The sequence below is a fragment of the Paraburkholderia sp. MM5496-R1 genome (assembly GCF_050436205.1).
Classification (GTDB): domain Bacteria; phylum Pseudomonadota; class Gammaproteobacteria; order Burkholderiales; family Burkholderiaceae; genus Paraburkholderia; species Paraburkholderia tuberum.
In genome coordinates, this window is sequence record NZ_JBNDLT010000003.1 from 2,313,665 (window position 1) to 2,332,694 (window position 19,030).

17 protein-coding genes are annotated in these 19,030 nt (G+C 64.7%); 10 read left to right on the forward strand and 7 right to left on the reverse strand.

Annotated features, from left to right (window positions below; translation table 11 throughout):
• Positions 1-26 precede the first annotated feature (26 nt).
• A complete protein-coding gene (locus OKW38_RS36820) occupies positions 27-758 on the reverse strand; it encodes a ribonuclease activity regulator RraA (RefSeq protein WP_090806059.1) in 732 nt (243 codons plus the stop codon).
• Positions 759-1,273: 515 nt separating this feature from the next.
• Between OKW38_RS36820 and OKW38_RS36825 the strand changes: the two genes are divergently transcribed.
• Positions 1,274-1,798, forward strand: a complete 525-nt coding sequence (locus OKW38_RS36825; protein WP_090806057.1) for a response regulator — start codon at positions 1,274-1,276, stop codon at positions 1,796-1,798.
• A 155-nt stretch (positions 1,799-1,953) separates the two neighbouring features.
• Here the strand turns inward: OKW38_RS36825 and OKW38_RS36830 are convergent, their stop codons facing one another.
• On the reverse strand, positions 1,954-2,553 hold the full coding sequence (locus tag OKW38_RS36830) for a Fur family transcriptional regulator (RefSeq protein ID WP_429365336.1): 600 nt from the start codon (positions 2,551-2,553) through the stop codon (positions 1,954-1,956).
• 260 nt (positions 2,554-2,813) lie between these two features.
• Here OKW38_RS36830 and OKW38_RS36835 point away from each other — a divergent pair, with 260 nt between their 5' ends.
• Positions 2,814-4,055: a TrkH family potassium uptake protein gene (locus tag OKW38_RS36835; RefSeq protein ID WP_429334002.1), complete on the forward strand. Its 1,242-nt coding sequence runs from the start codon at positions 2,814-2,816 to the stop codon at positions 4,053-4,055.
• On the forward strand, positions 4,048-4,740 hold the full coding sequence (locus OKW38_RS36840; RefSeq protein ID WP_429334001.1) for a potassium channel family protein: 693 nt from the start codon (positions 4,048-4,050) through the stop codon (positions 4,738-4,740). Before OKW38_RS36835 ends, OKW38_RS36840 begins: the two co-directional genes overlap by 8 nt.
• 26 nt (positions 4,741-4,766) lie before the next feature.
• Here the strand turns inward: OKW38_RS36840 and OKW38_RS36845 are convergent, their stop codons facing one another.
• Complete coding sequence (locus OKW38_RS36845) at positions 4,767-5,393, reverse strand: glutathione S-transferase family protein (RefSeq protein ID WP_429365337.1); 627 nt, start codon at positions 5,391-5,393, stop codon at positions 4,767-4,769.
• Positions 5,394-5,575: 182 nt separating this feature from the next.
• Here OKW38_RS36845 and OKW38_RS36850 point away from each other — a divergent pair, with 182 nt between their 5' ends.
• Complete coding sequence (locus tag OKW38_RS36850; protein WP_429333999.1) at positions 5,576-7,243, forward strand: ATP-binding domain-containing protein; 1,668 nt, start codon at positions 5,576-5,578, stop codon at positions 7,241-7,243.
• 40 nt (positions 7,244-7,283) lie between these two features.
• Here the strand turns inward: OKW38_RS36850 and OKW38_RS36855 are convergent, their stop codons facing one another.
• The gene (locus OKW38_RS36855; RefSeq protein ID WP_429365338.1) at positions 7,284-8,231 is read right to left on the reverse strand and encodes a phosphoribosyltransferase; all 948 of its coding nucleotides are present in this window, start codon (positions 8,229-8,231) and stop codon (positions 7,284-7,286) included.
• A 270-nt stretch (positions 8,232-8,501) separates the two neighbouring features.
• Here OKW38_RS36855 and OKW38_RS36860 point away from each other — a divergent pair, with 270 nt between their 5' ends.
• Together OKW38_RS36860 and OKW38_RS36865 are read left to right on the forward strand one after the other, a co-directional pair.
• Positions 8,502-9,071 carry a molybdopterin-dependent oxidoreductase gene (locus OKW38_RS36860; RefSeq protein WP_429365339.1) on the forward strand — a complete coding sequence of 190 codons (570 nt, stop codon included), beginning with the start codon at positions 8,502-8,504 and terminating at the stop codon, positions 9,069-9,071.
• Positions 9,041-10,888: an ATP-binding response regulator gene (locus OKW38_RS36865; protein WP_429365340.1), complete on the forward strand. Its 1,848-nt coding sequence runs from the start codon at positions 9,041-9,043 to the stop codon at positions 10,886-10,888. The genes OKW38_RS36860 and OKW38_RS36865 overlap by 31 nt, the downstream gene beginning before the upstream one ends.
• A gap of 59 nt (positions 10,889-10,947) precedes the next feature.
• On the opposite strand, the gene OKW38_RS36870 is transcribed toward OKW38_RS36865, so the two are convergent.
• From OKW38_RS36870 to OKW38_RS36880, 3 genes are all read right to left on the reverse strand, one after another.
• Positions 10,948-11,802, reverse strand: coding sequence for a helix-turn-helix domain-containing protein (locus tag OKW38_RS36870; protein WP_429365341.1), 855 nt, complete (start codon positions 11,800-11,802; stop codon positions 10,948-10,950).
• Positions 11,803-12,165: 363 nt separating this feature from the next.
• On the reverse strand, positions 12,166-13,506 hold the full coding sequence (locus OKW38_RS36875; RefSeq protein WP_090806039.1) for a type II toxin-antitoxin system HipA family toxin: 1,341 nt from the start codon (positions 13,504-13,506) through the stop codon (positions 12,166-12,168).
• Between the two features lies 1 nt (position 13,507).
• Entirely contained in the window at positions 13,508-13,762 is a 255-nt protein-coding gene (locus OKW38_RS36880; protein WP_090806037.1) for a helix-turn-helix domain-containing protein, read from the reverse strand.
• A 231-nt stretch (positions 13,763-13,993) separates the two neighbouring features.
• Between OKW38_RS36880 and OKW38_RS36885 the strand changes: the two genes are divergently transcribed.
• The 4 genes from OKW38_RS36885 to OKW38_RS36900 all read left to right on the forward strand — a co-directional run bounded on the left by OKW38_RS36885 (position 13,994) and on the right by OKW38_RS36900 (position 19,003).
• On the forward strand, positions 13,994-14,953 hold the full coding sequence (locus OKW38_RS36885) for an FAD-dependent oxidoreductase (protein ID WP_429365577.1): 960 nt from the start codon (positions 13,994-13,996) through the stop codon (positions 14,951-14,953).
• Between the two features lie 83 nt (positions 14,954-15,036).
• Positions 15,037-15,969, forward strand: a complete 933-nt coding sequence (gene lhpI, locus OKW38_RS36890; RefSeq protein ID WP_429365342.1) for a bifunctional Delta(1)-pyrroline-2-carboxylate/Delta(1)-piperideine-2-carboxylate reductase — start codon at positions 15,037-15,039, stop codon at positions 15,967-15,969.
• Positions 15,970-16,205: 236 nt separating this feature from the next.
• Positions 16,206-17,687 carry a glucose-6-phosphate dehydrogenase gene (gene zwf, locus OKW38_RS36895; protein WP_090806032.1) on the forward strand — a complete coding sequence of 494 codons (1,482 nt, stop codon included), beginning with the start codon at positions 16,206-16,208 and terminating at the stop codon, positions 17,685-17,687.
• A gap of 170 nt (positions 17,688-17,857) precedes the next feature.
• Entirely contained in the window at positions 17,858-19,003 is a 1,146-nt protein-coding gene (locus OKW38_RS36900) for a nucleoside hydrolase (protein ID WP_429365343.1), read from the forward strand.
• Positions 19,004-19,030: the final 27 nt, after the last annotated feature.

Genomic DNA, 19,030 nt, shown 5'->3' on the forward strand with positions numbered 1-19,030 from the left:
CGGTCGCCGCGTCCTTTGAAAAGGCCCTAGCTTTTGCGATTTTTCTTCCACTCGTCGAACGCCGCCTTCGTCTCGTCGTTCGGTGGATAGGTGCCGGGCAGCGCCGCGCCGGCACGAATCCTCTCGGTGAGAAACGCCTCGAGCTGTTCCTGTCCGGCGGCGGCTTGCGCGACGTCGTCGGCCATCTTCAGCGGAATTACCACAACTCCATCCGCATCGCCGACGATCACGTCGCCCGGAAACACCGCGACTCCACCACAGCCGATCGGCACGTTGATATCGACCGCATGATGGCGGATCAGATTGGGCGGCGCGCTCGCGCCGGCGCAAAACACCGGCATGTCGAGCGCGGCGATCGTCGCGCTGTCGCGCACCGGGCCGTCGGACACCATCCCGGCAACACCGCGCACCTGCAAACGAAGCGACAGAATCGAACCGAACGACGCGCTGCCGCGCTCGCCGCGGCAATCCTGCACGAGCACGTGGCCCGGCGCAATGGTCTCGACGCATTTGCGTTGCGCGTACTCAGGGTCCGCGAATAGTTCCAGTACGTCGATGTCTTCGCGCGATGGGATGTTGCGCAGCGTGAACGCCGGCCCGACCAGATTCGCGCCGCGCCGCGGACCGAGCGGCGCGACGCCCTGCATGAAGGTGTTGCGCAGACCGCGCTTGAATAGCTGCGTGGTCAGCGTGGCGGTGCTGACGTGACGAAGGATGTCGAGCGTCGCGGCGGAAAGCGCGGGCGATGTGGCGGACATGGTGTCGGTTGACCTCGGGTTGAGATGAGGGGGCATCGGTAGGCGCGCATGCGCGCCCACGATGATAGCGCCGCGACACCACCGGTTAGCAGGCCAGCGCCGTTCATCGCGCGACATCGGCAACCGCGACCGAGCCCTTCTTTACGTGACGCGAACCGCTGCAATGAGGCACGCGACGTGCTTGCAGTGTCGTCGGATGCGAGCGACGCAAAACGAACGGCAGCGCCGCGTTGTGCAAACAATACGAAGGGCAGAATCGATACCGGGCGGCGAAGGCCGTACGAACGGGGTTCGTACGAACCGCGCCGGAACATCGGGTGCCGGCGATCGGCGAGCCGCGGAAAAACTGCGGACACTGAGCAGCTAAATCGCGGTGTGCGTCGAGCGCCGTTTTTTCATCGACGTGCAATTTTGGCGCGTTACCGTGCGCAAGCGTTGTACTCGGGAAGATGTGGCGCAATGTTTTACAAGCGCGGACCTGTCTGCAACTCGGCGTGCGAAATCGGGTCGGAATCATGGACAGCAACACCGTGGCCGCGCGAATCGGCGGCAATCAGCAAAGTGAAATACAAAGTGAAACCTCCGCCCCCTCGGACGGCCTAACCGGTTTTTCAGAGCAACAACATACGATGAACGCAGCAATGAGGCTCGATCAGGCCACGATCGTGCTGGTGGAGGACGACCCGGACAGCCGGGAATCGTTGACCTTGTTACTCGAGGCGGAAGGCGCGAAGGTTTGCGCGGTCGCCGATGCGGAAGAGGGCGTCGTCGCGGCGATGCGGTTGCTTCCCGACGCGGTCGTCTGCGACCTCGACTTGCCGGCCATGGATGGCTTCTATCTGATCCAGCGGCTGCGCGACCACGAGATTTGCGGCGGTCATTCCCCCTCGGTGGCAGTGGCGCTCACCGGCCATACCGACGACGCATACCGCCTGCGCAGCATCGGCGAAGGCTTCCAGCATTTCATGACCAAGCCCGCGTTACCCGAAGCGCTCGTGACGCTGCTGCACGACGCGATCGACGCCCGCGCGGCGGGTTGATCGACGCTTCGCAGCTTCGCAGCGGCTCTCGTGGGAGCGGGTTTTAGACAGAGCAGGCCGGCGCGCGGCGGGAGATGTCGTTCCTCGAAGCAGCGCACGGCCATCGACGCTTGGCAGCGCGTCACACAGCGTTGCGCACCCAATATGGCGCGCCGCTATTTCGCCGCGGCCACCAGCGCGGCCGCGCTGGCCGCTTTGGCCGCCTGACAGGCGGCACACAATCCCTTCAATTCGATTTCGTCGCTCGCGAGCCGATAGCCCGCCTCCTCGATCTGCGCGACGAGGGCCTGACGCAGCTTCGGTTGATGCAATTCGGTGACGCTGCCACATTGCTGGCATACGACGAGAATGCCGTGCTGGCATTGCGTCAGATCATGGCAGACCGTGAACGCATTGATCGATTCGATCCGATGCACGAGCCCCACCGACAGTAAAAAATCCAACGCGCGATAGACGGTCGGCGGCGCCGAGCCGGCGTGGATCTGGCGCATTTCGTCGAGCAGCGAATAAGCCTTGGTCGCGCGTCCCGAGTTCAGCAGCAGTTCGAGCACCTTGCGCCGGATCGGCGTGAGTTTTTCGCCGCGTTCGCGGCAATATTCCTCGGCGAGTGCGAGAGCCGCTTCCTGCGACGGGCCATGTGCGTGCGACGGCTCGTGCACATCGTGATGCGCTCGATGATCGTGTGCATCGGCGGCGGGGGCGGCAGGTGTGGGAGCGACCGAACGGCCGGTCGCGGCGGGCTTGGCGGTTTTCATGCGTCGATTATAGAGGCAGGGGGATGCAAGTGCCGCGCCGGTCGAAGCGTCGAGAGAATCGGGATTCCCCAGACTTGGCTTACAACTGACAACAAACGAAAAATAGGGTCTTTACTGGCAAAAAATGCCTATTCTTTGTCAGTCAGTCTCTGAATGTGTTTGATGGGATCTCGATGAGACAACTGCTTCACCCATCGCGGGCAGTAGCCTTAGCTTTTCTCTTTGCGATTGCCGCAGGGACGCTCCTTTTGAGGTTGCCCTTGTCGCAGGCCAAAGGTGAGGCAGCGCCGTGGCTGAGCGCTTTTTTTACCGCTACCTCCGCGGTCTGCGTGACTGGACTCGTCGTTGTCGATACGGGCACCTACTGGTCAAGCTTTGGACAGTGGGTCATCCTCGGCCTGTTTCAGATTGGCGGTTTCGGCATGATGACCGCAGCCACCTTGCTGGGACTCATGGTCAACCGGTCCTTGCCGCTGCGAGCGAAGCTGATCACCCAGGTCGAGACGCACACGCTCCGTCTCGGGGACATCGGCAGCGTGGCGCGCCTGGTGCTCGTCGTGACGCTCGTCACTCAACTGACCACGGCACTCTGGCTGACGGTCAGGCTTCATCTCGGGTACAACATCCAATGGGGCGAGGCCGCATGGAGTGGATGGTTCCATGCGGTCTCCGCGTTCAACAACGCGGGCTTTTCAATTCACCCGGACAGTCTGATGCGCTATGCCGCCGACGCGTCGATGCTGGTACCGGTGATGGTCGCGATTGTCGTCGGCGGAATCGGGTTTCCGGTTCTGTACGATCTGCGGGAAAAACTTCGGGGTGCCCGTCGGCTTTCATTGCACACCAGGCTCACTTTAGTGGTCACGGGGGTGCTGCTGCTCGGCGGATTTCTTGCGTTGCTGCTGTTCGAATGGACCAATCCGCAAACCCTGGGTCCGATGCCGTTCGGAGAGAAGCTCCTTTCGGCAGCGTTCGCCTCGGTATCCGCGCGCACGGCGGGTTTCAACTCGCTCGACATCGGCGCAATGAGTCATGACAGCTGGGCCCTGCATTTCTTCCTGATGTTCGTTGGCGGGGGCAGCGCGGGGACGGCAGGGGGTGTCAAGATCGGCACCATCGCCATTCTGGCCTTGCTGGTGATCGCAGAGATCCGCGGGCGTGGCGATATCGAAGCGTTTGGGCGCCGTGTCAGCGTGTCGGCGCAGCGGCAAGCGATTACCGTGGTGGCGCTGGGTGGCGTGATGATCACGCTCGGCACACTGATCATTTTGCACATCACCGATTTTCCTACCGATCAGGTCATCTTCGAAGTTGTTTCGGCGTTCAGTACGGTCGGTCTGTCAACGGGTATCACGGGTGATTTGCCTGCGCCGGCACAGTTCGTGATCATCGCGCTGATGTACGTCGGCCGGGTTGGAACCATTACCTTTGCGACGTCGTTAATGCTGGTTGAGCGGCGTGCGCAATATAGCTACCCGGAGGAGCATCCAATTGTTGGCTGACCTGTTCAAGATTTCGCTCTCTTTTTCGAAAGGCGACAGTGTGGTCGTCATCGGTTTGGGGCGGTTCGGCTGTGCCGTGGCCCAGTCGCTGCTTCGGCTTGGCCATGACGTGATGGGAATCGACCGGGACGAGCAGCAGGTGCAGTTATGGGCGGACCGCTTGACGCATGCCGTCCAGGCCGATTCGACCAACGTGAATACCCTGCGCCAATTGGGTGTTGCGGACTTCCCTCATGCGATCGTGGGCATTGGAAGCGACCTTTCGGCGAGCCTGATGACCTTGATGGCCCTAACGGAACTTCAGATCAAGGACATCTGGCTGAAGGCGGTGACCGCGGAACACGGCCAGATTGCCCAGCGCATCGGCGCGCATCACGTGGTTTATCCGGAAGCGGAAATGGGTGAACGGATCGCTCACCTGATCGCAGGCCGAATCGTGGACTACATTGAATTCGGCGAAGGATTTGCCGTCGCCGCGATTCATGCCCCGGCGCCGACACACAACCGTCCGCTCGCAGATTGCGGCGTTCTGGAGGCGTTCGGTGTGATGGTCATGGCCGTCAGGCGCGCTGGCGAAGAGTTCCAGCACGCGGGGCCTGACACGGTTGTCGTGCCGGGGGATCTGCTGATCGTGTCCGGCCCCGCGAGCAAGGTTGAAGAGTTTGCGGGTCGCACGAATACCTGAACCGTTTCCGCCGACCCGCGCCATGCTCAGGTCAACGGGAAATCCACATACTTCTTGAACCCGGAACGCGTCGTGAGACGCGAATACCAGCGCTCCAGATTCGGCAGCGGCGGCCGCTGCAAACCGTCGAGGCCGAACCAGCGCTTCGCGTACGCGCCGATCACGATATCGGCGAGCGTGAACTTGTCGCCTTCGAGAAAGAAGCGGCCCTGCAGATGCGTGTCGAGCAGGCGCCACAGGACGGTGACCGCCTTCGCGTCGGCGGCGAGTTTGGCGGCGTCGCGCTCGGCCTCGGGCGTGCGCACGAGGGCCCAGAAAACGGGACGTTCCACTGGCTGCAGCGTCGACAGCGACCAGTCCAGCCAGCGGTCGATGCTCGCGCGCAGTTTCGGGTCGGCCGGATACAGCAGGCTCGATTCGCCGTATTGCATCGCCAGATAGCGCAGGATCGAGTTGGATTCCCACAGCACGAAGTCGTCGTCGACCAGCGTCGGGATCTTGCCGGTCGGGTTCATCGCGAGATAGGCGGGTTCGTTGTTGCGGCCGAATTGCAGGCCCGCGTCGATGCGATCGAATGGCAGCACGAGTTCGTCGCAGCACCACAAGACCTTCTGGACGTTGACCGAATTGGCGCGTCCCCAGATCGTAATCATCCGGTAAATCCTTTTCTCTTACGGTTGGCAAGCCGCGCGGCATGCGCGGCGTTCAGCCAGTAACGATACACGATGTGCGCGCCTTTGCGCGACGGGCCGCCCGGCCGACATTGCGTTGCGTACAATGACCGCACTCCGGATTGCCCGCTGAAAACACGCATCCCAACTCATTGAGGCATTGCATGGCCCGCATTGTTCCCGACGACTGGAAGAGCCTCGAAGCGACCGGCGCGGCGGCGCGCGAACGTGAAACGCTCGCGCTGCTCGAAAAGGCACTGCCCGCCGACTACACCGTCTACCACGGCGTGCATTGGACGCGCCTGAACCAGAACTTCTCCGTGTTCGGCGAGGCCGATTTCGTGATCGTGAGTCCCGCCGGGCGCCTGCTGATCATCGAGCAGAAGACCGGCTTTCTGCGCGAAACGCCGAAGGGGCTCGTCAAGGTGTATCTGCAGACCGAGCGAAACGTCGCGATCGCGCTCGCGCATACGATCGAGAGTCTGCACCGGCGTTTTACCGCGGCGTTCGGCGCGGGCGCCTATTTCATCGAGGAACTGCTGTACTGTCCCGATCACATCGTCAAGGATGCGGCGATCGCCGGCGTGAATCCCGCGCGCATCGTCGACGCTACGCGGCGCGAGCGTCTCGCGGCGATCGTCCGCGAAGCGCTGCCGGCCGATGAACCGCGGCTTCCCTGCGCGGCGAAAATCCACCACTTTCTCGCCGACGAACTCGCGTTGACGCCCGACACGAGCGCGCTCGTCGGGCAGGCGGGCACGCTCGTCACGCGCCTTTCGGGCGGACTTGCGACATGGGCCCGGCGGCTCGAATTCGCGCCGTTCCGTTTGCGCGTGATTGGCACGGCGGGCTCCGGCAAGACACAACTCGCGGTGCAGGTGATGAAGGACGCGGTCGCGCGCGGCGAGCGGCCGTTGTACGTGTGCTTCAACCGGCCGCTCGCCGATCACATCGCGCGGGTCGCGCCGCCGGAGGCGAAGGTCGCGAACTATCACCAGCTTTGCGACTGGATCGCGCGCGACGCGGGCCGCGCGCCCGATTTCCGGTCGGCGCAGGTGTTCGATCAACTGGAGGCCGTATTCGCCGACACGCCGATCGAACCGCGCTGGCAATTCGACGTACTGATCGTCGACGAAGGGCAGGATTTCCAGCAGCCATGGGTTGCCGCGCTCGAGCGGCTGCTGCGGCCGGGCGCCGCGTGGTGGTGGCTCGAAGACCCACTGCAGAATCTGTACATGCGTGAGCCGGTCTCGTTGCCCGGCTGGACCACGCTGAGAGAAACCACCAATTACCGCAGTCCTCGCGACATCCTCGATTATCTGCGCGACGTGCTGGGCGCGTCGGTGCCGCTGGCCGCGGCACTTACGTCGGGCAGTCCGTTCGACGGCTCCGAGGTTTCGGTGTCGGTCTACGACGAAGCGCAGGGCGCCGAAAGCAGTATCGACGCAACCAAGCGCGCCATCACGCAGGCGCTATCGCTCGGTTTTCGCAAGCAGGACATCGCGGTGCTGTCGTTCCGCGGCCGCGAGGGCTCGGCGATGAGCGCGCTCGATCAGCTCGGACCGCATCGGCTGCGCAGTTTCACCGGCAAATACGATCTGTTCGGCAACCCGGAGTATCGTGAAGGCGACGTGCTGTTCGAGTCGATCTACCGCTTCAAGGGGCAGGCGGCGCCGTGCGTGATCTTCACCGAGATCGACTTCGACGCGTTCGACGAACGCAGCGCGCGCAAGCTGTTCGTCGGCGCGACGCGCGCGACGATGAAGCTGATCGTCGTCGCGTCGCAGCGGGCCGCGCGGCATTTGCAGTTGCGCGAGGCGAAGGACAGGTAGCGGCGGCGTTCGAGCGCTGCGCCCACAAGGAACGTTGCGCTCAACTCCACGCCCTTGCGCTCACCAAAATCCCCGTGCGCGTCAGCGCATCCCACCAGATCACGCGCAGCAGCGGCGCTTGCTGCGCGATCAGCAGCGCCTGCACTGGATCGCTTTCGACGAAGTGCGTGACACCCGCGCGCAACGCCGCGCTCGCCTTGTGCGCGGCCGCGCCGGCGGGGCTGTCGTCGTGCAGGCCGGGCGTGCGCATCGCCAACTGCATGTGAGCGAAGCCGTGTCGCGCGAGCCAGGCTTCGGTGCGCGCGCGATCCATCTCCGGGCGGCCCGTGATGATCGTGCGCACCTGCTGCAGGTCGATGCCGGGCAGCACCTCGAACGGCAGCAGCGCGTCGCGCTCGGCGAGCGCGGCGGCGAGGTCCTCGTCGTAGCGCGCGAGTGGTACGTCGGGCAGCAGGATGCCGTCGAGGTCGATCGCGTAGGCCGCGTACTCGTGGTCGTTGGCCATCGCGGGCGCGGCGCCGGCTTCGACGCGCGCCCAGTCGTCGCGGTAGCGCTCGGTGTATGCCTGGCGCTCCCATGGAAAGAGGGCGAAGTAGCCGCGCGCATCGATCGCGTAGTCGGGCTGTGCGCGGCTCAGATCATCGAGCGCGGCGGTCAGGGTTTTGACTTCGAGCCCGTGCGCCTGCAGAAACGCGATGCAATCGACGAGCGTAAAACCGCGTCCCGCGATGTCCTCGCACAACAGCACTTTCGATCCGGCGGGCGGGATCGGCAGCGTCGAATCCCATGCGACTGCGCGCGTCTGGCGGTCGTAGCGCAGGAACGCGACCGGTGCGCCGACCGCGTGCGACACCATCAGCGCGAGCGGCGCGCCGCCGCGCAGAATCCCGAGCGTCATCGAGAAACGCTCGGCGAGCAACGCGGGTTGCAGCGATTCGATCCAGTGATCGAGCTGTTCGTACGTCAGAGGCAGGACCGGCTTGTTCATGACTATCGAGGCGCCGCGTGGCGCGATGGAAGGCAATGGTCCGCGGGGATGCGCGCGCGGCGCGCGCTGACGCACTGGCGCGACATCGCGGGTCCCCGTTTTTGAGTCAGCGCATTTTGGCGATATTATGCATGCGGGTCAAAGGTCGCGTGTCGGGGTGGCACGCGTTTGACGGCACGGTACGGCGCAACACTTCGCGTGGCATGAGATCGGCTGACCGTGGCGCCGCCCGCGGTCCGGCGAATCAACGAAATCGGATAAAAAAAGCAAATGGCCAATCTGATTGCAACGCTGCGCAACGCAGCCAGCGGAACCGGTGGGCCCTGGCGGATGCGCTGGCTGACGGGGCTGGCGGGACTGATCGTCGGGCTTTCCGTCTGTTGCGCGCATGCGCAGCCGGGCGCACGGCAGTCGCCGGCGCTGGCGCTCGACGTGCAGGGCAAGATCGCCAATACCAACGACGCCGCGCATCGCACCTATCACTTCAACGAGGCTCAACTGCTCGCGCTGCCCGTGCATACGATCACGACCTCGACCACCTGGACGCCGCGCTCGACGTTCACCGGGCCCAGGCTCGCCGACATCCTGAAGGCCGTCGGCGCGCACGGCACCCAGATCGAACTCCACACGTTCGACGACTACACCTACACCGTGCCGGTGTCGGACTGCGAACGCTACGGCGTGATCGTCGCGTACAGCATGAACGGCCAGCGCCTGAAACTCAGCGACTTCGGGCCGCTGTTTCTGATCTATCCGCGCGACGCTTTTCCAGATGAACTGACTGGCGCGGTCGGCGACTCGAAATTCGTATGGCAGATCAAGGCCCTCATCGTCAAATAGCGCGCCGTCCGTGGCGGCGCGTGTTGAACGTGCTGATCTGGCTGATGGCGCTCGCGGCGCCCGCCGGCGCGATCGGCTATCTGCTCTATGCGAACCTGTTGAACCCGCGCGCGACCGAGCAGCTGACCGGTACCTACGACGGTTTCTACTGGGACGCCGCGCAACTGCAGATCGCGTACGCGCGCTTCGAGAACCAGCTGCTGCTGTATCAGTCCGGTGCCGACGACGATTATCAGCAGTTGCAGCTGCGCTTCCAGCTGCTGCAATCGAAGCTGCGCGTGATGGCCGGCTCGACGCATCGGCTCTCCGCGCAGCTCGCTCTGTTGCAACGGCAGCTCGACGAAATCAAGACGCTCGAGACTGTGCTCGACGACATCCAGCCCGAGATCGACGTACTGCAGCGCGACCGTGCGCGTGCCGCGCGGATCGACGCGCAACTGCGCCAGCACTGGAGCGAGGTCAACGATCTCGCGCTGTCGCGCCGTTTCGCGGACGTCGCCGACCGCGAGGCGATGAACCGCGATTTCATCGACAAGCGCCGCATCCTGTTCGCGGGCGGTCTGGTGCTGCTATTGCTGTCGGCGGCGGCGACGCTGCTGCTCGTGCTCAACGGCCGGCGCCGCACGCGGCTGATGCGCCAGCAGCGCGCGGCGCTGGAAGCCGAGCATCAGGCGAGCCGCGCGGCGCGCGAGGCGAGCCTCGCGAAGGATGCGTTTCTCGGCATGATCGGCCATGAGCTGCGCACGCCGCTGCATGCGATCGTCTCGTCGGTGGAACTGCTCGGCTTCAACTATCACTCGGAGGCCGACCGCAAGGTGATCCAGCGGCTCGAAACCGCGGCGCGCCATCTCGAGGCGCAGATGAAGGACCTGACCGACTACGCGCGCCTTGGCGCCGGCAAGCTCGAACTGCGGCACCAGCATTTCGAGCCGCGCGAGCTGCTGGCGTCGATCGTCGATGAACACACGATCTCCGCCAGGACGCGCGGGCTCGAGCTCGAAAGCGAGGCGAGCGGCGCGAGCGGGCTCGTCGAGTCGGACCCGCACCGCATCCGGCAGATCGTCAACAACCTCGTCACCAACGCGATCCGCTACACCGAGACCGGCACGGTGCGCGTCGAACTGCGGCAAGAGCCGGCGCTGCTGATTTTCGTCGTCAGCGATACGGGGCCGGGCGTGCCGTCCGAACAGATCCCGCTGATCTTCAAGGAGTTCACGCAGCTCGACGCGTCGCGCACGCGCCGCTTCGAAGGCGCGGGGATGGGGCTCACGATCGTGCAAGGGCTCGTGAAGCTGTTCGGCGGCACGGTGGATGTCGCGAGCACGGTCGGCGAGGGCACCAGCTTCACGGTGACGATCCCGGTCGTGCCGGTCGCAACCGTCGAGCCGGCCGAGGTCGCGGAGCAAGCCGAGCCGGACGGCGCGCAGCCGTGCGTGCTGATCATCGACGATAACCGGCTGATCCGCGAGTCGCTCTGCGAAATGGTCGCGCACATGGGCTACGACTCGCTCGCATTCGGCAATGCCAACGACGCGCTCGCGTGGCTCGACACCCACCGCTGCGAAGTGGTGCTGCTCGATCTGCACATGCCGGAGCGCGATGGCTACACGTTTCTCGAAGACTTCGCGATGCGCGACGGACCGTCGGCGGGCGTGCCGGTGATCGTGGTCAGCGCGTACGCGCCGGAGGTCGTGCGGAATGGCGAAAGTGGCGCGACTGGCGTGCCGTCGGTGTTCGAGGCGCTGTTAAAGCCAGTCCATTACGAGGATCTGAAGCACGCCCTGCAGCGGGCGCTGGCGGCGCGGCATCAGGCGTGAGCGCGTGAGCGCGTGAAGGCGGCGCTGCCGCGAACGGGGCGCGCGTCGGCGCCCGCGCTTCAGGGGCGGTTCAGCCGCTTCGACAGATCGGCGACGAGGATCGCCATGCGCGCGGGCTTCTCGTAGCACGCGACGTCGTAATCGCGGATCACCTCGCTGATCTCCGATTCGCTGGCCTTGCCGGTCAGCAGTTCTCCGGTCAGCACGAAGATCGGCGCGTCCGGGTTCTCCGACGCGCGCACCGCGCGAATCGCGGCCGCCGAGGTCTGCGAGCCGAACAGCCAGTCGATGATCACGCCGTCGAACACCTGCGTCTGCAACTGCTCGCTGAAGGCCGCGAGCCCATAGATCGCGACCGCCGTGAAGCCGCTGCGCTCCAGATAATCGCGCAGGTTATCGGCGCTTGCACGATCGTCGTCGACCACCGCGATGGCCGGCTTGTCGGTCTCGGCGCGGCGCGGATAGATCTCGATCTTGTGGACTTCGTACGCGCTCTGATACAGCGCGCCATCATGACGCGAGACGCGCCATTGACCGAGCCGCGAATAGGCGACGAATTCCGGGCGGCTACCCGCTTCGAGCGCCGCGCCGACCCACGCGGTGCAGGCGATTTCGGTCGCGCCGATGCAGAACACCGCCTCCTGGGCGATCGCGCCGACGACGCCCGGATCGAGCGACTGCGCGCCGAATAGCTGCGCCGCGGGTTCGTCGAATACCTCGGCGACTTTCTTGATCTGCGACAGCGTCCACGGACTATTGCCGCGCAGTTTGCGGTGCCCCTGAGAAAAACTCAGATCGAGGATGCGGCATAGCTCCGTGGTTTGCTGTCGCTTGCCGATTCCATGCCTGCTCATCAACTCGCGCACGCGCTCGGCAACCGCGATGGAGTCGGGTGAGTGTGTTTCGTTGGCCATGCTGGGTGAAAATCCGCCGGGTTAAAAGGTACATCTGGAGCGCGGTCGGCAGGCGCAAGCCGACCCTGCGCATGCTATGCGCATGAATCGGCCACGCGGGGACAGCAAATGTACCGTAAAAAAATCACCATTTATGATTTTGTCAGACCGGCCGCCGAGTCCGCTGATGCAAGCGACGCCATGGCCGTGCCGGTGACTTTGATGCATTGAGCATCAAAAGGCATTCTACCGGTGAAACGATGACGAAACCGTAGGGAATCCACGAATGAGTAGTGCGCAAGGCGACGGATCCGGCCGCTTGCCGCAAAGCCCGGCAGGTCCGCCCTTGCGGAAAAGCCAGGCGAGAGGCGCAATGAAAAGTGTTCAGCTTGCCGGCATCGTGTCGAGCCGGGCCGCCGAATTTTGAAGTCCTTTGAAAATCCGCTCGGCGACCTTGCCCGGAAAGCGCTCGGGCAACTCCGCCGAGACCCGCTCGATCACGCCAGGTGTCTGCTCGATCAGACGCTGGAGCAGCGGCTCGGCGTCGGCGCCGTACGAGCATTTCAACGCCATCGCGTTGAAGTGTCGCCGCTGCACGTCGCGAAACGCATCGTGCTTGCTGCGCGACCATAGACCCATCGCAAGCCGCGCCTTGTACCACGACCACTGGTTCGGGCCGTTGCCCTCGACCGGCCAGATCGACATCACGTCGTAAAGCGGTGTCAGACGGTACTGGCCACCGGCGAGCAGGCGGATGCTGAAGTTCTTCGCGTGGCCGTCCGGCGCGGCCAGCATCCAGAACAGGATCTGGCTCGCGAGCAGGGTCTCGATGTCCTGCCGCGCCTCGACCGATTGCTGCAGAATTCGCGCGAGGTCGAGTACGCCGGGGCCGCCCTCGTTTTCGTACTTGCGATGCGACGGCACGCCGTAGACCTGGCAGAAATCTTCCTGCGGCAGACGCAGCAGCCAACTGCCGCTCGAATGCATCTGCCGGTCGAAGCGTTCGACGGCGAGCACGCGCTGCTTGCCGAACCTGAGCACCTCGGTGTTCGCGACCGGCAGGCCGAACGCGCGCAGAATCCGCAGACACAGCCACTCGTTTTCGACCGACGTGCTGAGATCGGCGAGCCGGTTGCCGACCAGCCCGAGCGGCAGCTTGAAGATATGCGTGGTCGGCGTCGCGCCGTGCGGCCGTTGCCATTGGCCGTCGTGCCACAGCAGCGCGGTTTTCTCCTGCGCGCCGGCGAGCGAGATGCGGAAATCGTCAAATTCGTCGGGCGCGCCGAGCGTCGGTTTGCCGACCGTCTGCGCGAGCAGCGCCTCGATGTCGTCGTCGGAAAGCGGCGTGCCTTCGATGCGCTGGACCCCGGCCGGCGCGTCGTCTTCGGCAAGCAGCTGGACCGCGCCGACGCAGTCGCGGCCGATGGCCTGCAGCAGGTCGAACGCTTCGAGCGTTTCGGTCCGGTAGCGCTGCGCGATGCGTTTGCGGATGACGTCGCTGTCGGGCAGCAGGTTGTCGAAGTAGTTGAGCACCCGCGGCCCTTTGTGCGTCATGTTGCCGGGCGTGAACGGCAGCGACAGCGACAGCGGACGACCCGCGGGCGACGCGATCCAGGCGGCGTCGTAGGCGAACTCCATCGGGCCGCGCGCGGGCAGCCGCCAGAGCCCGACGCGCTCGCCGTTGGCCCACACCGACAATGCCTTCGAAGCGGTTTGCCGGGCCATCTCACCACTCGACGTTCGGTGCCGGCTCGGAGCTCGGCTGATTTTTGTCGCGCAACTGCAGTTGCAGGCCGTAGGCGCCGCACAGCGCGAGCAGCTGGGTGAGCGTGAGCCCGCTCGCATCGGTTTCGAGCGCGGAAATGCGGCTTTGGCTCACGCCGACGCGCGCGGCGGCCTCGGTCTGCGTGAGGCCGGCCTGGCGGCGGCTGGCCGCTAGCAACTGCGCGAGCTGGTCCGACGTGGCGATCAAATGGAGCATGGCGGATTATCTGCGAGACGAATAAACGCAATTTATGCGTGAGACGAATATTTGTCAAATATTAGTGTGACGCATAATCGACGAATATTCGCGTGACGGATAATCGGGTATTCCGGCAGGCGCCGGCCGCGCCGTCCCGGCTGCGACCAGCCGCGGTACCGACGTCGCTCGTCATTGCGGACAATGGCTCCCACTGCGAAGATGACGCCCACATCTCCAATCCGCCCACCCATGACCACGACTTACCCGCTGCACTCGACCTTCACGCCCGCCGACCAACCGTTTCCCCGCCACGCCGACGTCGTGATCGCCGGTGCCGGCATCATGGGCTGCGCGGCCGCTTATTTCCTGGCGCGGCGCGGCCTGTCGGTGGCGGTGCTCGACAAGTCGCGGATCGCCGGGCAGCAGTCATCGCGCGCGTGGGGCTTCGTGCGTCAGCAGGGTCGCGAAGCCGCGGAGGTAAACCCCGCGCAACCCAGCCCGATACAACCCAACTCGACCGATACCACCGATGACCGAACCCGTTCTCCGCCACGCCGACGTCCCGTACTACACGCAATGGGGCAGCCCCGAGTGGGTGCGCGACATCGTCGAACAGCAGCGCGACCCGTGCGACGATCCGCATTGGCAGCGCAGCGGTTTCGCCGACCCCGAGCGCTATCGCTTCTGGGCGCAACGCCTGTGCGGGCTGACGTGCCTCGAGTCGGCTCTCGACTACTGGAGCATCGATCACGCGCCGCGCGCCGCACTGCTCGACGACGCGCTGCGGCACGGCGTATACCGGTTGCGCGACGATGGTGGCGTCGACGGTCTGATCTACCGGCCGTTCGCCGACTGGGCGGCCCCGGCGTTCGGCCTCGATATCGAGGTGCTGCCGCAGGCGTCGCTCGAGGAGATCGCGGCGCGGCTCGACGACGATACGCTCGCGATCGTGTCGGTGAGTCCCGAGATCCGCTATCCGGAGCGGACGAACCAGCGGCGGGGCGGTCATCTGATCCTGCTGCACGGGCGGGATCGCGGCGGCGTGTGGTTTCACAACCCGTCGGGCGTTGCGCCGCATCAGTCCGACGTGTACCTGCCGTTCACGACGATGTCGCGTTTCTATGCAGGGCGGGGGATGACGCTCAGCCGCGGCACGAGCTAGCCGGCGCGCTGGGCATCAAGCGGAGTTCGCGATTCGGGGGGCAGTAGACGTCCACACGACTGGTCAATTTTTTCGCGCTCGGTTACGGTGACGTCATGCCCACTCCATCCCCCATTGGATCGTTCCGCCCATGACCCGCCCGATCACGCAGATCTTCGACGCCGCCGCCACCGCGCGGCTGATGCCTTACGCAGCGCTTGTCGACGCGTTGAGGCGCGCTAGCATCGACTACGCGCAACGACGCATCGTGAGCCCCGAGCGGCTCGTCGTGCCGCTGAACGCCGGCGGCGTCATGCTGTCGATGCCCGCCACCGCGCCCGATCTCGCGATCCACAAGCTCGTCAATGTGTGCGCGAGCAACCGTGCGCGCCATCTGCCGACGATCCACGGTCAGGTCATGGCCTTCGATGCCGATACCGGCGAGACGCTGTTCATCCTCGATGGTCCGACAGTGACGGGGCGCCGGACCGCGGCGATGTCGATGCTCGGCATCGCGACGTTCGCCGCGCGCGCGCCGCGTGAATTCCTGCTGATCGGCACCGGCACGCAGGCGCTCAATCATCTGGAGGCGATCGGCGAACTGTTTGCCGACGCGCGCGTGTGGGTCAAGGGCAGCGCGCCCGCGCGCGCCGAAGCGTTCTGCGCGGCGCAGCGCGGCAAGGTGCGTGAGCTGCGGCCGCTCGCGGATGCGGGCGCGACGATTCCCGCTTCGGTTGACGTCGTGATCGCGTTGACCACGAGCAAACAGCCGGTCTACGACGAGACGGCACGCGCCGAGCGGCTCGTGATCGGCGTCGGCGCTTTCACGCCGCAGATGGTCGAGATCGGCGCGACTACGATCGCGGGCAGCGCGCTGTTCGTCGACGATCAGGCTGGCGCAATGCACGAGGCCGGCGATTTCATCCAGGCCGGTGTCGATTGGGCGCGGGTGGGCGGGATCGCCGCGGTGCTCGAGCAGACGCAGCCCTTGCCGGCGGGGCCGGTGGTGTTCAAGAGCGTAGGCTGCGCGGCGTGGGATCTGGCCGCGTGCCGGGTCGCGCGTGACGCGCTGGCGCGCGGCTGACCGTCAGCGGCCCAACCGGCAAATAATCCCGCAAAATATCCCGAAAAAACGACTGTCTGGCGCGCAAGGTTGGCAACTTGCGCTAACCTGCGGCAGATGCTGCCGTGCAAACTATCTCAAAACGTTGCACCATAGATGTTTGCCGGAAAAAGCGCCATAGCGGACGTGAGCCGTAGCCCGTCCGCCCGCCGCCGATTCCTGATCGACGCCTTCCCCCTAGACGCTGCGACCGTGCCATGACGACCCAACAAGCTCCTGCCACACCTGACCTGCCGCTCGACATGATCATCTTCGGCGGCACCGGCGACCTGTCGTTCCGCAAGCTGCTGCCCGCGCTGTACATGGCGCATCTGCACTGCAACCTCCCGCCCGACACCCGCATTCTGACGATCGGGCGCAAGCCCTGGTCGCGCGAGGAATACATCAGCGAATTCATGGAGCAGAAGGCCAAGCCCTTCATCGACGAAAAAGCGTTCGACGCGTCGGCGTGGGACAAATTCCTCGCGATTTTCGAATACGTGCGGATGGACGTCGATGCGGCCGAGGACTATCTGCGCCTGAAGGAAGCGTCGCGCGACGGCGTGAACCGCGTGTTCTATCTGGCGACCTCGCCGGATCTGTTCACCCATATCTGCGACAACCTGTCGTCGGCCGGGCTCGTCGACGGCAATTCGCGGGTGGTGCTCGAAAAGCCGCTCGGCCACGATCTCGCGTCCGCTCAGGAAATCAACAACGCGGTCGGCAAGCATTTCGAAGAAGCGCAGATCTACCGGATCGACCACTACCTCGGCAAGGAAACCGTGCAGAACCTGATGGTGCTGCGCTTCGGCAATCCGATTTTCGGGCCGCTGTGGCAGGCGCCGTACATCAAGAGCGTGCAGATCACAGTGGCCGAAACGGTCGGCGTGGGCAGCCGCGCGGGGTTCTACGACAAGACCGGCGCGCTGCGCGACATGGTGCAGAACCACCTGCTGCAACTGCTGTGCATCGTCGCGATGGAGCCGCCGGTGTCGCTCGATCCCGACGCGGTGCGCGACGAAAAGCTGAAGGTGCTGCGCTCGCTGCGGCCGATGACGCCCGAGGACATCGCGCGCGACACGGTGCGCGGCCAGTACACGGCGGGCGCGGTGGATGGCGAGGCGGTCAAGGGCTACCTCGAGGAAGACAACGTGCCGGCGGGCAGCCGCGCCGAAACCTTTGTCGCGTTGCGCGCGCGGATCAACAACTGGCGCTGGGCCAACGTGCCGTTCTTCCTGCGCACCGGCAAGCGGATGCAGAAGAAGCTGTCGGAGATCGTCATCGAATTCTCCGATCTGCCGTTCTCGATCATCCCGAGCGGTGGACGAACCTACGGCAATCGTCTGGTGATCCAGTTGCAACCCGAAGAGTCGATCCAGCTGCAAGTGCTCGCGAAAGAGCCGGGCAGCGGCATGCACATGCTGCCGGTGAGCCTGAACCTCGACCTGCAGCAGGCGTTCACCGAGCGTCGCGCGGAAGCCTATGAGCGGCTTCTGATCGACGTGATCCGCGGACGTCTGACGCACTTCATGCGCCGCGACGAACTCGAAGCGGCATGGGCGTGGGCCGAGCCGATTCTCGAAGGCTGGGCGAAGTCGGGCGAGCGGCCGCGCTCATATTCGGCGGGCACGTTCGGACCGGCGGCATCGACCGCGTTGATGACGCGGGAGAACGCCGTGTGGGCGGAGGAATCGCAGTAACGGGCTTTTGACAGCGCGCTATTCGAAGCGGCTCGCGACGTGGCAGTGGCGTCGCGAGCCGCTTTTGCGTGTGCTGTCGTTGCCGCGCTGATCATTCGTCATTCATCCGGCTTGCGCCTATGATGGTTTCCTTGTCCGCGTCACTCGGCGGCATTCCTAACGGGGCATCGATGGGGCGAATTCTCGTGGCATTGATCTGGGCGGCAAGCGTGGCAATCACACTCGATTTCACGGCTTGCGCCAGCAGCAGTCTCGATGCCCGGAGCGATCCGCCGAAGGTGATCATCGACAGCGACTACAACACGCTCGGCGACGACGGCCAGCTCGGGGTGATGGCCGCGCAATTGCAGGCGCAGGGCGCGCTGAAAGTGCTCGGCATTACCGTGGTGTCGGGCAATCAGTGGCTGAAGCAAGGTGTTGCCGATGCGCTGAAATCGGTCGAACGACTCGGCGTCGAACAACAGATCGGCGTCTATGCGGGCGCCAACTACGCACTGACGCACGACTTCAAAACGATCCAGCGGGAACTGAAGGAATTCCCCGGCGGCGATGGCTATGTTGGCGCATGGAGCAAGCCCGAGCCGAAATCGGCTAGCGACCTCGTCGCGCCGCCGGACGGCTTCGCGACGCACACGAAGGTGCAGAGCCAGAGCGCGATCGACTTCATCGCCGAATCGGTCAAGCGGTACCCGGGCGAGGTGACGATCCTCGCGATCGGCCCGCTGACCAACATCGCGTTGGCCACGCGCGAGCATCCCGAGATCGTGCCGCTGATCAAGCAGATCATTTACATGGGCGGCGCGATCGACATGCGTGGCAATACCACGCCCGCCGCCGAATTCAACTGGTGGTTCGATCCCGCAGCGGCGAAAGCGGTGCTGCGTCTGCCGATCAAACAGACGGTGATCCCGCTCGACGTGACGGATACCGTGAAAATGGACAAGGCACTGTACGATCGCGTCGCGCACGATCCGGCGAAGCAGACCATCATCACGCAACTGTTCAGGACGCTGAACGGCTACGGATACGACGGCAAGAACGGCTTCGAGACCAATCCGAACTACACGACGAACATCTGGGACACGCTGACGCTCGCTTATCTGATGCATCCGTCGTTCGCGACGCAGACCGTCGAGGAGTGGGTGGATGTGGATACGGGCTTCGGCGCCAACGATGGCAAGGCAAAGGGCTACACGAGTTCGCCGCCGCCGGGGTTGCAGAAGATGACGGTCGTCAAACGATTTGATAATCCGGCGTTTTTTAATTTCTATGTCGATCTGTTGACGCGGCCGGTGCCGGTGCCGCCGTTGGACTAGTCAACGCGCGAGCGCCGCGCGCCCGGA